At 36.5% G+C, this 16,638-nt stretch carries 14 protein-coding genes, 1 tRNA gene and 1 pseudogene; 10 read left to right on the top strand and 6 right to left on the bottom strand.

What is annotated here, in order from left to right; all coding sequences use genetic code 11:
* Positions 1-35: 35 nt before the first annotated feature.
* Positions 36-121 (bottom strand) — tRNA-Leu (locus tag SG0102_RS10725).
* Between the two features lie 58 nt (positions 122-179).
* Positions 180-1,550, bottom strand: a complete 1,371-nt coding sequence (gene pepV / locus SG0102_RS10720; protein WP_125119911.1) for a dipeptidase PepV — start codon at positions 1,548-1,550, stop codon at positions 180-182.
* 100 nt (positions 1,551-1,650) lie between these two features.
* Between pepV and SG0102_RS10715 the strand changes: the two genes are divergently transcribed.
* The 4 genes from SG0102_RS10715 (at position 1,651) to SG0102_RS10700 (ending at position 4,208) form a co-directional block, all read left to right on the top strand.
* Positions 1,651-2,094: an NUDIX hydrolase gene (locus tag SG0102_RS10715; protein WP_125119910.1), complete on the top strand. Its 444-nt coding sequence runs from the start codon at positions 1,651-1,653 to the stop codon at positions 2,092-2,094.
* 109 nt (positions 2,095-2,203) lie between these two features.
* The gene (locus SG0102_RS10710; RefSeq protein ID WP_125119909.1) at positions 2,204-2,668 is read left to right on the top strand and encodes a hypothetical protein; all 465 of its coding nucleotides are present in this window, start codon (positions 2,204-2,206) and stop codon (positions 2,666-2,668) included.
* Positions 2,665-3,027: an IS66 family insertion sequence element accessory protein TnpB gene (gene tnpB, locus SG0102_RS10705; protein WP_125119908.1), complete on the top strand. Its 363-nt coding sequence runs from the start codon at positions 2,665-2,667 to the stop codon at positions 3,025-3,027. Before SG0102_RS10710 ends, tnpB begins: the two co-directional genes overlap by 4 nt.
* Positions 3,028-3,095: 68 nt before the next feature.
* Positions 3,096-4,208, top strand: coding sequence for an IS66 family transposase (locus tag SG0102_RS10700; RefSeq protein ID WP_125119907.1), 1,113 nt, complete (start codon positions 3,096-3,098; stop codon positions 4,206-4,208).
* Between the two features lie 28 nt (positions 4,209-4,236).
* Here the strand turns inward: SG0102_RS10700 and SG0102_RS10695 are convergent, their stop codons facing one another.
* From SG0102_RS10695 to SG0102_RS10685, 3 genes are read right to left on the bottom strand one after another with little or no spacing between them, the layout of a single operon-like run.
* Complete coding sequence (locus SG0102_RS10695) at positions 4,237-5,250, bottom strand: tyrosine-type recombinase/integrase (protein ID WP_125119906.1); 1,014 nt, start codon at positions 5,248-5,250, stop codon at positions 4,237-4,239.
* The gene (locus tag SG0102_RS10690; RefSeq protein ID WP_125119905.1) at positions 5,237-6,217 is read right to left on the bottom strand and encodes a tyrosine-type recombinase/integrase; all 981 of its coding nucleotides are present in this window, start codon (positions 6,215-6,217) and stop codon (positions 5,237-5,239) included. The genes SG0102_RS10695 and SG0102_RS10690 overlap by 14 nt, the downstream gene beginning before the upstream one ends.
* Positions 6,201-7,196, bottom strand: coding sequence for a tyrosine-type recombinase/integrase (locus SG0102_RS10685; RefSeq protein WP_157983030.1), 996 nt, complete (start codon positions 7,194-7,196; stop codon positions 6,201-6,203). The genes SG0102_RS10690 and SG0102_RS10685 overlap by 17 nt, the downstream gene beginning before the upstream one ends.
* A 417-nt stretch (positions 7,197-7,613) precedes the next feature.
* Here SG0102_RS10685 and SG0102_RS10680 point away from each other — a divergent pair.
* A pseudogene (locus tag SG0102_RS10680) lies at positions 7,614-8,264 on the top strand (IS66 family transposase); the annotation flags it as partial.
* A gap of 239 nt (positions 8,265-8,503) precedes the next feature.
* Here SG0102_RS10680 and SG0102_RS10675 read toward each other — a convergent pair.
* Positions 8,504-9,751: a 6-phosphofructokinase gene (locus tag SG0102_RS10675; RefSeq protein WP_125119903.1), complete on the bottom strand. Its 1,248-nt coding sequence runs from the start codon at positions 9,749-9,751 to the stop codon at positions 8,504-8,506.
* 186 nt (positions 9,752-9,937) lie between these two features.
* Here SG0102_RS10675 and SG0102_RS10670 point away from each other — a divergent pair, with 186 nt between their 5' ends.
* From SG0102_RS10670 to nifJ, 5 genes are all read left to right on the top strand, one after another.
* Complete coding sequence (locus SG0102_RS10670) at positions 9,938-10,615, top strand: hypothetical protein (protein ID WP_125119902.1); 678 nt, start codon at positions 9,938-9,940, stop codon at positions 10,613-10,615.
* A gap of 11 nt (positions 10,616-10,626) precedes the next feature.
* Entirely contained in the window at positions 10,627-11,265 is a 639-nt protein-coding gene (locus SG0102_RS10665) for a LytR/AlgR family response regulator transcription factor (protein WP_157983029.1), read from the top strand.
* 152 nt (positions 11,266-11,417) lie between these two features.
* Positions 11,418-12,209, top strand: a complete 792-nt coding sequence (locus SG0102_RS10660; RefSeq protein WP_148668851.1) for a hypothetical protein — start codon at positions 11,418-11,420, stop codon at positions 12,207-12,209.
* Between the two features lie 4 nt (positions 12,210-12,213).
* On the top strand, positions 12,214-12,474 hold the full coding sequence (locus SG0102_RS10655) for a hypothetical protein (protein WP_125119899.1): 261 nt from the start codon (positions 12,214-12,216) through the stop codon (positions 12,472-12,474).
* A gap of 243 nt (positions 12,475-12,717) precedes the next feature.
* Positions 12,718-16,254 (top strand): pyruvate:ferredoxin (flavodoxin) oxidoreductase, encoded by a 3,537-nt coding sequence (nifJ, locus tag SG0102_RS10650; protein WP_125119898.1) that lies wholly within the window; start codon positions 12,718-12,720, stop codon positions 16,252-16,254.
* Positions 16,255-16,638 lie beyond the last annotated feature (384 nt).

Here is a 16,638-nt window from a genome sequence, read left to right as displayed (position 1 = left end):
AAACGATTTCTTTTCAGAAATCGTCAGTAACAAGATGGTGCGGTCGATGAGACTTGAACTCACACGGGCTAATGCCCACAGCCCCCTCAAAGCTGCGTGTCTACCATTCCACCACGACCGCATTAATGATTAAGCACTTGGTGCTCAATCATTATAACAAATAGTTTTTTGAATGACAACTACTTTTTGATTAAATCATACAGTGCTTTCGCATAGATCGCTGTTGATTTTAATAATTCATCAAGTAAGATCGTTTCATTATCTTCATGCATGTGATTATCACGACCAGGGAATTCCGCTCCAAAGGCTACACAGTTTGGCATTTCTTTGGCATATGTACCACCGCCGATGACCTGTGGGTGATGATCATGATCATTTGTATATTCGACATAAGAAGCATGTAATTTAGTGACTAATTCACTGTTAGGATCAACATATAAAGCATCCGTATCATTGTGCTTTTCATTAAAGCCAACTTCTTTAGCGTGTGACATTAATGTTTCTTGGAGTTTTTTATGTGTTAATTCGTCAGAATAACGGATATCTAATTTGATTTGGGCATGTCCTTCTTTATAGTTTAAGACTCCTAAGTTAACGGTTGTGGTCCCTAAACGGCCTTCGTTAGCAATCCCTAATGCTTTACCGCTGGTATCTTCAAAGAAATAACGATCCACAAAATCGACTAAAGCATTTTTTGAAATACTATTGAGATAATGGCAGAGATAAACGACTGCATTAATGCCTTTTTGAGGCATTGAACCATGGGCAGAGCGACCGTTGACTAATAATTTAACGACATTGCCTTCTTTGCCAATCATGCCTTTTAAACTGTATTGTGCTAAGAAAGCTTTAAATGAAGCTTCATAGTCTTTGACATCACCTTTGAGATAAGCTTCCGCGACTGATGGCACAACATTAAAACGTTTACCGCCATAAATGCCGATAATATCATGCTGTGAGAAATCTCCTGAAAGGGTATATTGAGAAATGGCTTTTTCACCATAAACAACTGGGAAATCTGCATCAGGAGTAAAGCCCATAGCTGGATAAGGACGATGTTTAAAATAATAGTCCACGCATGATGAGCCGTTTTCTTCATCACAGCCAAAGATGACACGCATCTTATAGCGACGATCAAATTGCATTCTGTTAACGATTTTAGCAGCGTAGTAAGCAGCTAAGAGTGGACCTTTATCGTCAGCGACGCCACGTCCATAGAGACGATCACCATCTAAAGTGGCATCAAACTGTGGATAGTTCCAGCCGGTTTTGTTGACTGGGACAACATCTAAGTGGCCTAAGATCCCAAAGACGTCTTCTCCTTCACCAATATCAATACTGCCAGCATAACCATCGACATCATCTGTTACAAAACCATCACGTTTCCCAATGGCTAGCATCGCATCAAGCGCCTGACGGCAGCCAGCACCAAATGGCTGGTTTCCTTTCGCTGTTGATTTATCTAAAACAGATGGAATCTGACAAAGTGTTTTTAAATCTGTTAATAAATTTTCTTTTTCTTTTAAGACCTCATTATAAAAATCGATCATTTTATTCACCTCCGTACCATTATAACATTTTTTAATAACATTTCATTATTTTTGATTGTCATCATGAAATGATGGTATGATGTAAAAAAGGAGAAAAATTATGGAAGAGCAAGCGATCAGATTTCATATTACTGTCAAAGCTATTGTTATTTATCAAGGAAAAACCCTGATCATGAAAAGAGTACGTCCATCAAGTGATGGCCTTGGTTACTGGGAATTGCCAGGAGGAGGCTTAGAATATGGGGAAACGCCCCATGAGGCTTTAAAAAGAGAACTTCATGAAGAAACAGGATTAGAGATTAAGATTTTAAAACCAGTTTATACTTTTACGGCGATTCGTCCGCATTATCAGACTGTCGGCATCGGTTTTTTAACCATTCCGACGAATGATCATGTGGTCTTATCTGATGAACATACGGATTATAAGTTTGTCGATGAAGAAGAATTAAAGGAAAAACTCGATGCCCATATTTATAATGATATTGTCAAAGCGATTGAAGAATATAATGATTTAGTTGATTATCATCAGCTCAAACAAAAATAGAGTCAGGAGATCCTGACTCTTATTCTTTGTAAGCGTATAATATACACGTCTTTCAAACTCCTTTTGATTTTGGGATAATTACCCTGAAGTCAAAAGGAGGTTTTATTTTATGAGACAAGCAACGATTGATAAATGGATCGATATTTTCAAACATTATAATCCTGGAATGAGAGTTAGATATTACTGCAAGCAAATTGGTGTTAGCACCAGCTCTTTCTATAAAAAGAGAAAGTACTTTTTGTCACAGCCTGATCTGGCGGCATATATTCAGCTTGATTATGATGAAGTTATTAGCGAAGGCGCAGAAATGGATCATAGCGAATCATTAGGCACCGATCAGGAAAGCTTATATGATAACGAAAAGGCTTTAGATGTCATTGTGCCTCTAATGGTTGTTCCTGATGGTTCGGACCCTGACAGTTGCGAAAGTATGACTAATAACACAGAACTTTTTACCAGCGTATGCAGCGGCTCTGTTCTTGAAATTAATGTTGGTACGATTAGGTTAAGGTGCAGCACCGCCATACCGGAGGCGGATCTTATAAAACTGGTAAAAGTGTGTGTGGCAATATGAATTTCTTAGGAGACGATATTAAGCAGATTTTTGTATGCACGGAACCGGTTGACCTGAGAAAAGGCATTGACGGCTATGCAGCCATCGTTCAGTCTATCTTCCACAGAAGTCCGATGGATCATTGCCTATACATCTTCTGCAACAAATCACACAATAAAATTAAGGCGCTCTACTATGACAACGCCAGCACAGGCTTTTGGCTGCTTTACAAAAGACTGGAAAAAGGAACGTTCAAATGGAAGATATCATCTGATGGCAGCTATGCGGAGATCAGCGAGCAGCAGTTCAGATGGCTGATGGAAGGACTCAAAATAAACCAGCCAACGGCATTCAAAAAGATAGAAAGGCAGTATGTATAAATTAAAATTATTACGATTATTACATCATATTTCTTCATTTTAGAAGATATTTATGATATAATATTCTTATGAATAAGATATTAAAAATGATAGATAAAATCTGCACAGGTATGCAGAAAGGAAATGCAGACAATATAATAAAATCTATGACGCGCGAAGATCTTGAGACTATCACTATGCTTTTTGCGTCCAAAGTTAATAATCTTACAGAAATTATTCTCTCAATGAAAAGACAGTCATTTGGACGAAAGAGCGAGAAGTTCAATCCTGATCAGCTCAATATCTTTGAGCTTCTTGGATTAGAGGATAATACCGTTGTGATCGTAGACGGCGATGATATTCCTGATGGTGCTAAACAGGCAAAAAAGAAGCCAAGAAAGCCAAAAGGAAAGGCTCTTTCTGGTTTGCCAGTAAAAGAAGTGCATTATAACCCTGACAGCACTGTTTGTCCGATATGCGGCAAGGAGATGCATGAAATCGCTCCTACCGTTATTAATGAGTTAGTGTATATACCTGCGGAAATCTACATTAAGAAAAGTATTTTCCATAATTTTGCATGCTTTAACCAGCACAAGGATTGCGATGAGTCTAATAATGATCATCTGAAGATATATCACAGCAGTCAGCCTGTACCGGTGACTCTTTTTGAAAAATCGGCAGCCAGTCCAGCTTTTGTAGCCCATACCGCTTATGATCTTCTTAAGAAGTGTGTGCCTCTTTATCGCCAGGAGAAGGCCTATAAGGATATGGGCTACAATATCTCCAGAACGCTTCTTAGCAACTGGCTATGGCGAAGCATGAATGAGTATCTGCGTTTTATCGTCGATAAAATGCGCCATGATTTCCTGAGACTTAGTTTTATCCACCTCGATGAAACAGAGCTAAAAGTCCTTGAGGAAGTCAAGCGCGGGACTAGAAATTCAGATAGTTATGTCTGGATCGGCATGTCCGGAGAAATAGAAGACAAGCAGATGGCCATCTATTCCTACGGACCTGGACGAAGCATCAACGAACTTAAAAAAATGCTCATTATTGACGGCGAGCATTTTTCAGGAACGGCAGTGACCGATGGATATACCGTTTACGATAACTATACCGATTTTTCAGGTCACGCAGGGTGCTGGGCTCATTATTCAAGTAGAATTATTATTCTAGACAAACTGACAAGCGCTTTTATTTAATACTGCTTTCAAGTTTTTTCTTGAATAATCATTTAAGAAAATCAAGATCATCTTTAATTTCTTTTGGATTCGCTTCAGGCTCTATCGCAAAATGTTCTTCATTCCATTCCTTTACCTTTTTATCAACCATTGCTTGATTTACCCTTGCATAGATCATTGTCGTTTCTATTGATGAATGACCAAGAATGCTTCTAATAACAGGAATGGAAACACCGCTTTCAAGCATATGGGTAGCAGCTGTATGGCGCATCGTATGAGGTGTGTAATTACCGTTAAACATATCAGAATATTTATCTTTTGCCATCTTCTGATATTTTTTAAATATCTCTTCAATTGCAGAAACAGACATTTGTTCATTTGTCTGCGAATTAAAGACATATTTTGAATTTCTGTACTGTCTAGGCTTCGTTTTAATATGCTGAAGCAGAAGTTTGTACATCTTTTTATTGATTGGAACAATCCTTGCTTTTCCTCCCTTTCCGTGAAGAGTGACATAATATTTTCCATTACGAATGGATATATCAGTAGTCGTTAGATCACATACTTCCTGTGCACGTGCCGCAGTGGAATACATAAAAGAAAGCAGGACCTTATTTCGTCTTTCGGTTGGCTTATTAACATCAGGCAGTGATAAAAATATTTTGACTTCTTCTCTTGTCATAACCTGTCTCATTTTAACTGGTGCCTTTTTTACAGGCAATGATAGAACAGCATTTCTGAATATAACGGCCGCATCAAAGTTACGTGACTGAGCATATTTAGAAAATGACGACAGTGCCGAAAGTCGCTGGTTTCTAGTTGAAGCGCTGTCATTTCTACTGCTTTCAAGCCAGAGTAGAAAGGCATTTAGATGATCATAGTCAAGACTGCTGAAACTGATCTGATCGGGTTCTAATTTATAAACTACTTTAAAGAATTCAAATAACAGTCTGAAAGTTGCCTTATATGATTTGATGGTATTATTGGATAGTCCTTTTGTATCTGGAAGATAAGTTTCAATATAGTTTCTCAATGCGTTAAGCAGTTTATTAGTCCTCATCATTTTCCACCTCCGGCAGAATATCTAATATTGATTCTGAAAACAATTCAACTTCATCAGTAAATATATCAGGACTGAACTTAAGATATTTTTCGGTTTCATCTAAGCTATCATGACCAAGATAGATTGAGAGATACGGAATATAATTATCAATTGGTATTCCTTCAGCTATCAATTTTCTTAAAGAATTAATTACGAAGTAGTGTCTCAGACAGTGAAGGCATGGACCTCGTGTTTTATATCCAGAGTGATCATAAATATTAAGCTTCAGCAGTACATTATGAAATTTATTTGCAACACTCTTATACTTCATTGGCTCATTGTCATTCAGTGCATTTGGAAAAATATAGGATTCAGGATTGGATATATTCATAGCGTCGATATATTTTATAAGCATTTTAGATACGGAAAAATTTAACGGAACAATACGCTCCTTATAATTCTTACCCTTTCTAATGATGATAGTGTGCATCTGAGGATCAAAGTCTCCCAGCTTGATATGTAGCGTTGCAGAAATACGTGTGCCGCTGCTTATCATTATTCTGATAATCATAGGCATTTCGTACTGCAACAATGGATTCATTCCTTTTTCCAAGGGTAGATTATCAAGATATTCAAGTATTTCAGATATCTCATCATCACTGAAAATATATGGAACATAATCATCATGATTTTCTGGGAGTTCTGGCACAAAGATCTTGTATCCGATGCTGTTAAGATAGTTGATGAATTTGCGAAGAGCTATCAGTTTATTTATTACCGTTGATGTTTTTCCAGTAATTGTCCTGATAAATGATGTAATTTCCATTTCGTTAATTGCAGAAACATCCTTCAATGTACTCTTAGAGAAATATTCATTAAATTCTCTGATTATTTGCTTGTAATGATAGAAGCTATAGGTACTCAGCACTTTCTTGCGTATATCAAGATAATTTTTTGAATCAGTTAATAAATCACTGCATGTTTTCATTTTTATCGTCGCCACCTAGGAATTCAAGAAAGGAGCCACTTGGATTCTTAACTTCGATTGCACATTTTCTAAGAGTTTCAATATCAAGGGCTGCATAGTGTTTTACCGCATCACGGTCTTTGTGACCGAGTATCTTACGAACAGTCTCATAGGAAACTCCATCATTTACCATTGATGAAGTCATTGATGATCTGATGGAATGAGGTCCATGTTTCTTGTTTTTAATATCAATTCCAGCCTTCACAAAATAGTAGTCAAGTCTATGACGTAAAATTCCGGTAGTAACTTTTCTCTTTGGAGAATTAATAGATTCAAATATATACTCAGCCCCACTGTTCCCAGATGCTTCGAGATAGTCATTAATTGAGTCCTTAATTACTGGTAGAAGAACAAATTCCTGTAAGTTTCCACCTTTATTAAGATTGAGACATATCTTATTATGTTTAAAGTCAAAGTCCGCTATTTTTAAATTAACGATGTCACCGGCTCGCATGCCAAGTCGGGTGTCTAAAAGTATCATCGCATAATCACGCTTTCCGGTAAGTGTATTGCGGTCAATGACAGCTTCAATCTTTTTGATTTCTTCGATAGTATAAACAGTTGGATAAGGTACTTTATTTTTTGCATATGGAATGAGATTGGCATAATCTTCAGAAACTGAACCTGCATCATGAAGATAAATAAGAAACAGCCTGATATTATTCCACTGATCATTATTTTTAACATGAAGAAGTGCTGCTGTGGTATCACGAGCATCAAATGACATATCGAATATTCCGCTTTCTTCGATAAGCCTTAGAAAGAATATAGCAGCAGCTCGCTTACTTGAAATCGTCCAATCCGAATTATTTTTTTTACGGCAGTACTTTTGATAGCCATTAATTATTATTCTATGCAAAGCGCTTAATGCTTCTATAGGATCATCCTTGGGTTCATATAAGTGATATTCACCCTGGAGAAATTCATTAAATCTTCGCATATAGAGTTTAAGATACAGCATATCTTTATATGAGAGAGGCTTGGAATGTTTGTAAATATATCGCTGAATTATCTTATCAGCGTCAGCTAAATGGTAGTAGATGGATTCATTATGTTTTAAATCGAAAAGCCTTATCAAACCGCATCTATATTCGTTAAGTGTTGATGATTTGTTATAGCCTTTAATTTGGAGAAAATCAATAAATTCGTCAATTAGAGAAATCGTAACAGTAACTTTAACAGAATCGTTTCATATAATCAGCTCCTTAGATTTTATACTCTTCAATCTCAGTATAATTATTATCTGAGATACCTTCAATAAATATCAATAATATCTTAATATTTTTAATTTCCTTGAATAAAAAAAGAGCATGAATAATGGGCCTTATTCTAGATCTAGAATAAGGCCCATGCCAGACGCTACATCGAGGATGCGATGAAGATCCAGACTAATATCTATAAAGAATTTCATAATAAGTCTACGAGTGACGATCGCAGGCATGAAATTCTAAAAGATAATCCAGCTTTCGGCCATCAGCTTTGTCTACTGCAGATGATCGGCAAAGTGTTCGGTTATGAACGTAAGCTGAAGGGAAAGAACGCTGGGACAGATGAAATACTAAAAGTGCGTGAAGAACTGGAATTACCTATTTTAAAAGAAATTCACGCTAAGATACTGGAAATTCAAGAAAAATTTCTGCCTTCCGGTAAGTTTTCGGCTGCAATGAATTATATTGTCAAGCAATGGAAAAAACTGCTGTATTATATCAGTCATCCAGAAGTCCCAATCAGCAATAATCTTATTGAACGTGAAGGCGTAAAGCCGTTTGTCATGACACGCAAGAACGTACTCTTTGCAAATTCAGTAGAAGGCGCTGAAACCATGATGAACTGGTTCACTCTCTTCACTTCAGCAAAGATGAACAATCTTGATTTTGAAAAATATATTACATATGCGCTATCTGAGCTTTCCATTCACAAAATGACGCAAGAGACAATCGAACGTCTTCTGCCATATTCAAAGTCATTGCCAGACGACATAAAGATATCTAATAACAGCCAGGAATAACTCCCTGGTTTTATTGTACCGCTAACCAATTTATCTAGCCACAGCATAATGAGAATCGCATATCCTCGATTAAATCTTTATAACCGATCCTAGGTAGAAATAACTTTAGCGGTTTACTCAGATTATCTGACTAACAGCCGCAAAGTATTTCTTAGAGTATTATATCCTTTGTTTGGTTGTATGTCTATGAGCAAAGGCCAGGAGTTGGCTGGAAAGATGACGTGTTTATAATACGCTTACTATTCTTTAATCATTTTATTACGGAGATGACTGATATCAATATACTGAGGAATACCATTCGCATAATTGACATGCACTTCACCCTGAATGAGTGGATAGAGATAATCATGCAGAGCAGGGGTGATATCATTATGGTCTTTATTGATCCATTCTACTGGAATTTTGTGCTCTAAGTTGGCTACTTTAGTGACATCTAGTGTTTCACATTGAATCTGATAAGGTGTATCACTTAAACGTTTCACGACGATCATTACGCCGGTTTCACCACTGATGGCCTGCTTAACAGCGAATTCACCAATCTGGAAGGATTCTTCAATATCCGTGCTTGAGGCGATATGCATAGCACAGCGCTGTAAGACGTTTAATTCAATCGAACGGACTTTACAATGGAATTCTTTATAAACAATGGATTCTAAGACTTTGCCAGTTCCGGAGTGGAGGACATGACCAAAGGCATCGCGCTTTGTATATTTAGAATCCTGATCTAAGAAATTTCCTTCTTTATTACGGATCCCTTCCGATACCGCAATAATAATAGAAGATTTTTCTTTAAACTTTTCATGAATATCCGCTAAAAACTTATCTGTGTCAAAAGGCACTTCTGGCAGATAAATGAGATCCGGCACAGTGGCGCCGTTTTCTCTTGCTAAGGCACTAGCGGCCGTTAACCAGCCGGCGTTACGTCCCATGATTTCGACAATTGTGACTGCGTTTAATTTATAAATCGCACTGTCATAGAAAACTTCTAACATACTGCTAGCTACATATTTCGCAGCCGAACCAAAACCTGGTGTATGATCGGTGCCCATTAAATCATTATCAATCGTTTTCGGGATACCGATAAAACGAATTGGAGAATTGATCGCTTTGGCATAAGTGGATAATTTCGCAACGGTATCCATCGAATCATTGCCACCGATATAGAAGACATCGGTAATATCCATAGCATTAAATTTCTTAAAGAGCTTTTCATATGTGCCTGGCGCTAAAATAATATTCGGTAACTTAAAACGGCAGCTTCCCAGATACATCGCTGGGGAGTTTTTAAGCTGAGTGATCTTATCTGAGGAATCAAAGATTTCTCCTAAATCAATATAATGATCTTCTAATAAACCTTTAATGCCATTGATCATTCCATAAATATGATCATAACCTTCTTCTTTACAGCGTGCGACAATACCCGCTAAAGATGCATTAATCGCGACGGTTGGTCCACCCGACTGACCAATAAAACAATTTCTACTCATTACATGTACCTCTCTTCACCTGTATTCTAGCAAACTCATGGATTCTTGAAAAGAGAAAACGAACATACCGTTGAAAAGCAAAAATGACGGATAACAGGCAAAAGCTAAAATAAGCTATCGTATTTGATATAATTGATTGTGTAATATGAATGACTAGTCTGCATGTTATATGAGGAGGATAAGAATATGTTAAAAAAATTAATGTTGTCTATATGTTGCTTTAGTTTATTATGCTGTATAATGTACAAAACTGTTTATGCAAATGAAAAAATTAATGTTAATAATGATCAATATCAAATTGATTATAGTCAAAATGGTGATATGAATAAAACTATTGTTAAGAATGTAAAAGGAGAAATGTCAATCGCAGTTTTTAATCGTACTACAGGAGTGTTAACTGTAGATGGTGAAGAAGTCAATTATTCAGTTTATCAGCCGACCGATATTAAAATAGAGAAACAAAAGATAATCATGAGAGCAGCCGCAAGTGATTGGACTCCTGTATTAGTGGCAAAAGGGTTGAATTTTAATATGTCTACTCTATTCAAGTCAAGTGCTCAAGTTATTTCTACAATTCTAAGTTTAATGGGATATCTTCAGCTCTATTTTGGACAAGATGTTGTTACTTATATTATTAATGATGTTCTAAGCAAAGCAGCTTTAAAAGTGGGATCAAAAATCAATGTCATTTATTCTTATGATTGGTATAGGACCAATAAACCTGTATTATTACCCGGGGCTACAATTAAAACAATATGTTCTAGATATCAAAATTATCGAGCAACACTGAAATATGGTTCTAGAACTTTTTCTAAAGTTACGCAAAAGAAAGGAAAATGGTGGAGTGGACAAAAACCATATTAATGAAAAGTAATATGAAAACAATTTGTATTATTGAAGATGATGATCAGTTTATCGTTAAAGAGAAAAAATGGATTGAAGAGATGATTGGTCGATGTACCTTAATCTTTGAACCTAGAGAAGCTGACCTGTATTTGATTGATATTGAGGGTGATATTGATGGAATAGCCTTAGCGAATGATCTTCGTAAAATTGATCCAACAGCGTTCATCGTCTTTATCAGTTCACATTCCGAGTTGATCTTTGATGCTTTAAAAACAATGCCTTATTACTTTGCAAGAAAAGATCATGAAGAAGATATTCGTTATATCTTTAGGAAGATTAAAGAACGATGGGAAGAAAAGACCTTGATATTAGAAAATATCAAGGTGCCATTCGTTCAGATCTATTATATCGAAAGACAAGGTAGTTATCTTAATATTACCACTCAGGTTCATACCTATAAAAAACGAATGAGTTTAACTCATATCTTAGAAGATCTCGATAATACATTTGTCCTCGTTAATAAAAGTGAGATTATTAATGTCAATCATGTCAAAGATATTAAGAATGAAGCGCTTATCATGGTTGATGATCATATGATTTATATGTCACGTTCGAAAAAGAAGGCTGTTACAACTTATATTTTAGCGATGAGAGAAGGGATCTTGTGAAGATCATTGGCTTGCTTTGTGTAATTTGTCTGGCAAATTATTATTATTTTCATAATCTTCGTAAAAGTCTCCTCTTTCTATTTTCTAGCAGTCTTTACTACATTGTAATGTTACGACTAGAGATGCCGACGTTTTTAAGTGTCGTCATGTGTGTGAATGTCGGCTATATGGTAAGTGCCTGCTATACACTTGATCGTTTTGTCTTAGTGAATTTGCTAAGTTTGCTTTATGTAGAAGTCGACCTGATTCCTTTACCCTATGTATTTATCATTGGCCTTTGCTTATTAATGGTCGGTGTCTATCGTAATATCTTTGCTTTTATAAAAAGATGTGATCAGCGAGAAAGTCTCTTTCTTGGCTTGATTACGCTGACCTTAAGTGTACTTTTTAGTCTTATCGGCAATATGCGCTTAGATTTATTAGATCGTGTGATCATTATAACAATTATTTATACGTTAACTATTTTTAGCTATAAGGCTATTATTATATATCTTAATAAGAAAGAGGAGAGCATTGAGGCGATGAGTCAACAAGAATATTTAAAAAGGATTCGCCATGATCTAAATTATGCAATCAGTTTACAGTCAAATTCTCTTGATTCACTTAAAAAAGTCAGTAAAGACATAGATGAACTCTTATATGGTCAAGATTCATTTATATGTGTGATTAAACAAATGGCACAAGATCATCATGTGTCTTTAAGTGTGATAATGGATGAAAAAATATCTCTAAATAAGCAAAACTATCAGCGCTTTATCGAGGTATACGAGATAATATTAGATCATTGTCAGGATAGTTTATCTTTATCGATGGAAGAAGGAAATCAGTATCTTCGTGTTCGCTTTCGATTTCGATTAAGCAAGAATATTCCACTAAATGGTGATGATCTCATGGTGAAATTTGATCATGATTATTGTATATACACTTTGATTTTAAGAAGGTGAGACTATGAAGGGAAGAAAAGATACCATTATTATTTGTCTGTTTGTGCTCTTGTTTATGAGTGCTTATGCTTTGATGATGTTAAGTCATCAGGGGATCATCTTGTTTTTTATTGGAGGTCTTGCTTTTGGCTACTATATACTATTTATTCGTGATCCTTCTTGCTTTCGCCATAATGTTGATACCAAATTAACACATCGCATTCTGATCTATATTTTTGTTAGTCTCTGTTTATTGCTGACAACGTATTTCATCTATAAGCTATAAGAATATTTTTGAAGTAAAAAATTTTTGGCAAAATGATAAAATATCTATTACACAGTAGTAATAATCAAAATATAAAAAAGTGCGATGATAGGATTAGAAATAAGAATGATCTATTTTTAAGAAATAGTTTTTATTTTTATTGAGCACAATTGAATTGATTCTGTGCGATTGAAAACGCTACAAAAAGGCATGGCATTTTATTTGTAGTGGTTGTATAATAATGCATAGGAGGTTATTAAGGATATGTCAAAACAATATTTATCTATGGATGGTAATACTGCTGCCGCTCATGTCGCTTATGCGTTTTCAGAAGTAGCAAGTATCTATCCTATTACCCCATCTTCACCAATGGCCGAACATGCTGAAGAATGGGCATCTCAAGGAAAAAAGAATATCTTCGGATCAACAGTAAACATCGTTGAAATGCAGTCTGAAGCAGGGGCAGCTGGGGCTGTTCACGGCGCTTTACAGGCCGGCGCATTAGCAACGACATTTACCGCATCACAAGGTTTGCTGCTGATGATTCCAAACCTTTATAAAATTCAGGGTGAATTATTACCAGGTGTATTCCACGTTGCTGCTCGTGCATTAGCAACTTCATCATTAAACATCTTTGGTGATCATCAGGATATTTATGCTTGTCGTCAGACAGGGATCGTTATGATCTGTTCTCATTCTGTTCAGGAAGTTATGGACTTAGGTGGCGTTGCGCACTTAGTGGCTATTAAAGCTTCCGTGCCAGTAATGCACTTCTTTGATGGTTTCAGAACTTCTCATGAAATCCAGAAAGTAGAAGTTATGGATTATGACACATTAAAAGAATTATTAGATTATGATGCTTTAAGAGCATTTAAGAAGAGAGCTTTAAACCCTTACTTAAATCCAGTTACACGTGGTTCTGCCACTAACGATGACGTTTATTTCCAGACTCGTGAAGCACAGAATGCGCATTACGAAAAAGTAGCTGATATCGCTGCTGATTACATGGCTAAGATCTCAGAAAAGACTGGTCGTCATTATGCGCCATTCACTTATTATGGTGATCCTGAAGCTGATCGTATCATCATCGCTATGGGTTCTGTTACTCAGACTGTCGAAGAAGTGATCGATACATTAAATGCCCAGGGTGAAAAACTTGGTTTAATTAAAGTACATTTATATCGTCCATTCTCTGCTAAGTACTTATTAAAAGTCTTACCAAAGAGTGTTAAGAAAATCGCCGTTCTTGATCGTACAAAAGAAATGGGCGCAACGGGTGAACCATTATACTTAGATGTATGTGAAGTCTTAAAAGACACTGACATCGAAGTTATTGGCGGCCGTTATGGTATGGGTTCTAAAGATACCACTGCCAAAGCTGTTAAGGCTGTCTATGATAATTTAGCAAAAGACAAACCTCAGCATCCATTTACAATTGGGATCGTTGATGATGTTACTCATTTATCACTCACAGAAGATCCAAACTTCCATGTAAAAACTGATGCTACGCAGTGCTTATTCTATGGTTTAGGCTCTGATGGTACAGTTTCTGCCAATAAGTCATCAATCAAGATTATCGGTGATAACACTGATTTATACTGCCAGGCTTATTTCGCATATGATAGTAAGAAAGCCGGCGGGGCAACACGTTCTAACTTACGCTTTGGTCCAACACCAATCCGTTCAACTTACTATATTAACGCCGCAGACTTTATCTCTTGCTCATTAGATAACTACGTCTTCAAATATGATATGTTACGTAACTTAAAAGATGGCGGACGTTTCTTATTAAATACAGAATTCAGCAAGGATGAAATCGCTAATTACTTACCAAATCGTGTTAAGAAACAGTTAGCAGAAAAACATGCAAAATTCTATATCATCAATGCGACTAAGTTAGCTGAAGAATGCCATATGGGTCGTCATACTAACACCATCTTACAGTCAGCTTTCTTCGCTTTAAATCAGAACATCTTACCATTAGATGAAGCCATCGCTAAGATGAAAGAAATGGCTAAGAAATCTTATGGCTCTAAAGGTGATGCAATCGTTGAAGCAAACTACAAAGCAATTGATGCTGGTAAAGATCAGGTTGTTGAAGTCCCTGTAGATCCTGCATGGGCTGACTTAGAAGTTAAGAACATCAGAAAAACAACTGGTGATGAATACTTCGATAACTACGTTGCACCAATCGATGCTCTTGAAGGTAACGACTTACCAACAAGTGCTTTCTTAGATAAATTAGATGGTACTATGAAGAATGGTATGGCGATCAAAGAAAGACGTGCCATTGCCGTATCCGTTCCTAAATGGAATAAAGATAACTGTATCCAGTGTAATAACTGTTCAATGGTATGTCCTCATGCAACCATTCGTCCATTCTTATTAACAGAAGAAGATATCAAGAATGCACCTGAAGATATCTCTAATGATGTCTTAAAACCAATGGGCAAAAATGTTGATGGTTTATCATTCCGTATTCAGGTTTCTCCAGATAACTGCGTCGGCTGTACTTTATGTGTACAGGCTTGTCCTGGCAAGAAAGGTGAAAAAGCCTTATCAATGGTTCCTGTTCACGATGAACTGAAACATGGCGATTTAGCAGCTTGGATGTATGAAAACGTTGAATATCGTGATGACAAATATCCTCAGACAACAGTTAAGGGTGTCGGCTTCATGAAACCTTACTTCGAAGCTTCTGGTGCCTGCGCTGGCTGTGGTGAAACACCTTATTACAGATTAGCTTCTCAGTTATTTGGCTCTGATATGAGAATTGCCAATGCAACTGGATGTTCATCAATCTACTCAGGCTCTTGTCCATCTACACCATTCACTGTTGATCATAATGGTCATGGTCCAGCTTGGGCTAACTCATTATTCGAAGACAACGCTGAGTTTGGTTTCGGTATGAAATTAGCTGAAAACTACAAATCTAAGAGAATCTTAGAAATCATTGAAGCGAATAAAGCTGATGTAGAACCAGAATTAGCAGAAGTTTTAACAAAATATGAAGAAGCTAAAGGTCATAGAACTGAAGAAAAAGCACTTTATGATGAATTAGTTGCGAAAATCGAAGCTTCATCTAATGAAGGTATCAAGGAATTACTTGATATGAAAGAAGATTTAGTAACGAAATCTCAGTGGATCGTCGGTGGCGATGGCTGGGCTTACGATATCGGTTACGGAGGCGTTGACCATGTCTTAGCTAACGATCAGAACGTAAATATCTTAGTTCTTGATACAGAAGTTTACTCAAATACTGGTGGACAGTCTTCTAAATCATCACAGGCTGGTTCTATCGCTAAGTTCACTGCCAGCGGTAAGAAAGTTGCTAAGAAAGACTTAGCTCAGATTGCCATGGCTTATGGACATGTTTATGTTGCTCAGATCGCTATGGGTGCAAACCCAATGCAGGCAATCAAAGCCATGAAAGAAGCAGAATCTTATGATGGTCCATCATTAATCGTTGCTTACTCACCATGTAACGAACATCATATCAAGAAAGGTGGTTTAGCTAACTCACAGTTACAGGAAAAACGTGCTGTTGAATGTGGTTACTTCAACTTATTAAGATATGATCCTAGAAAGACTGAAGAAGGCAAGAATCCATTAACAATCGATTCTAAAGCCCCTGACTTCACGAAGTTCCGTGACTTCTTAATGTCAGAAAACAGATTCTCTCAGTTATTAAAGGTTAATGCAGAAAATGCCGAAGCATTATTCGCTAAGTGTGAAGCTGATGCGAAACGTCGTAGAGCAAGAGCTGAAGCTTTAGCTAAAGATTACGATGCAGCTGAATAATTGAACTTAGGAGATCCTCATATTGGGGATCTCTTTTCTTCACTTAATTTAAATTTTAAATATGTTGCAAGAAAATCCTGATTTTTCCTATCATTATTGAAAAGTGTTGAAGTTGGTGTTACTATGCTTATGCAGCTAGAAAGCATTGCATCAAAACGAAAAGGTAAGGATGGCTAGATCCTTACCTTTTAAAGTAGCTTACACTCAAGATTTATTATCGTTTAAAACGTTTGTCAAGCTATTAGCGTAGATGCTAGAAAGCATTGACATCACCTCCTTTCAAAGAAGGAACGAAAACAATATCATTATATCATTTTAAAAAGATACATAAAGGAAATTTGTGAGTAAATATATATTGATTGAATAGGATTGATTTCTCGTTTA

It is taken from the genome of Intestinibaculum porci (genome assembly GCF_003925875.1).
Classification (GTDB): domain Bacteria; phylum Bacillota_I; class Bacilli_A; order Erysipelotrichales; family Coprobacillaceae; genus Intestinibaculum; species Intestinibaculum porci.
This window is presented reverse-complemented; position numbering and strand designations above follow the sequence as displayed.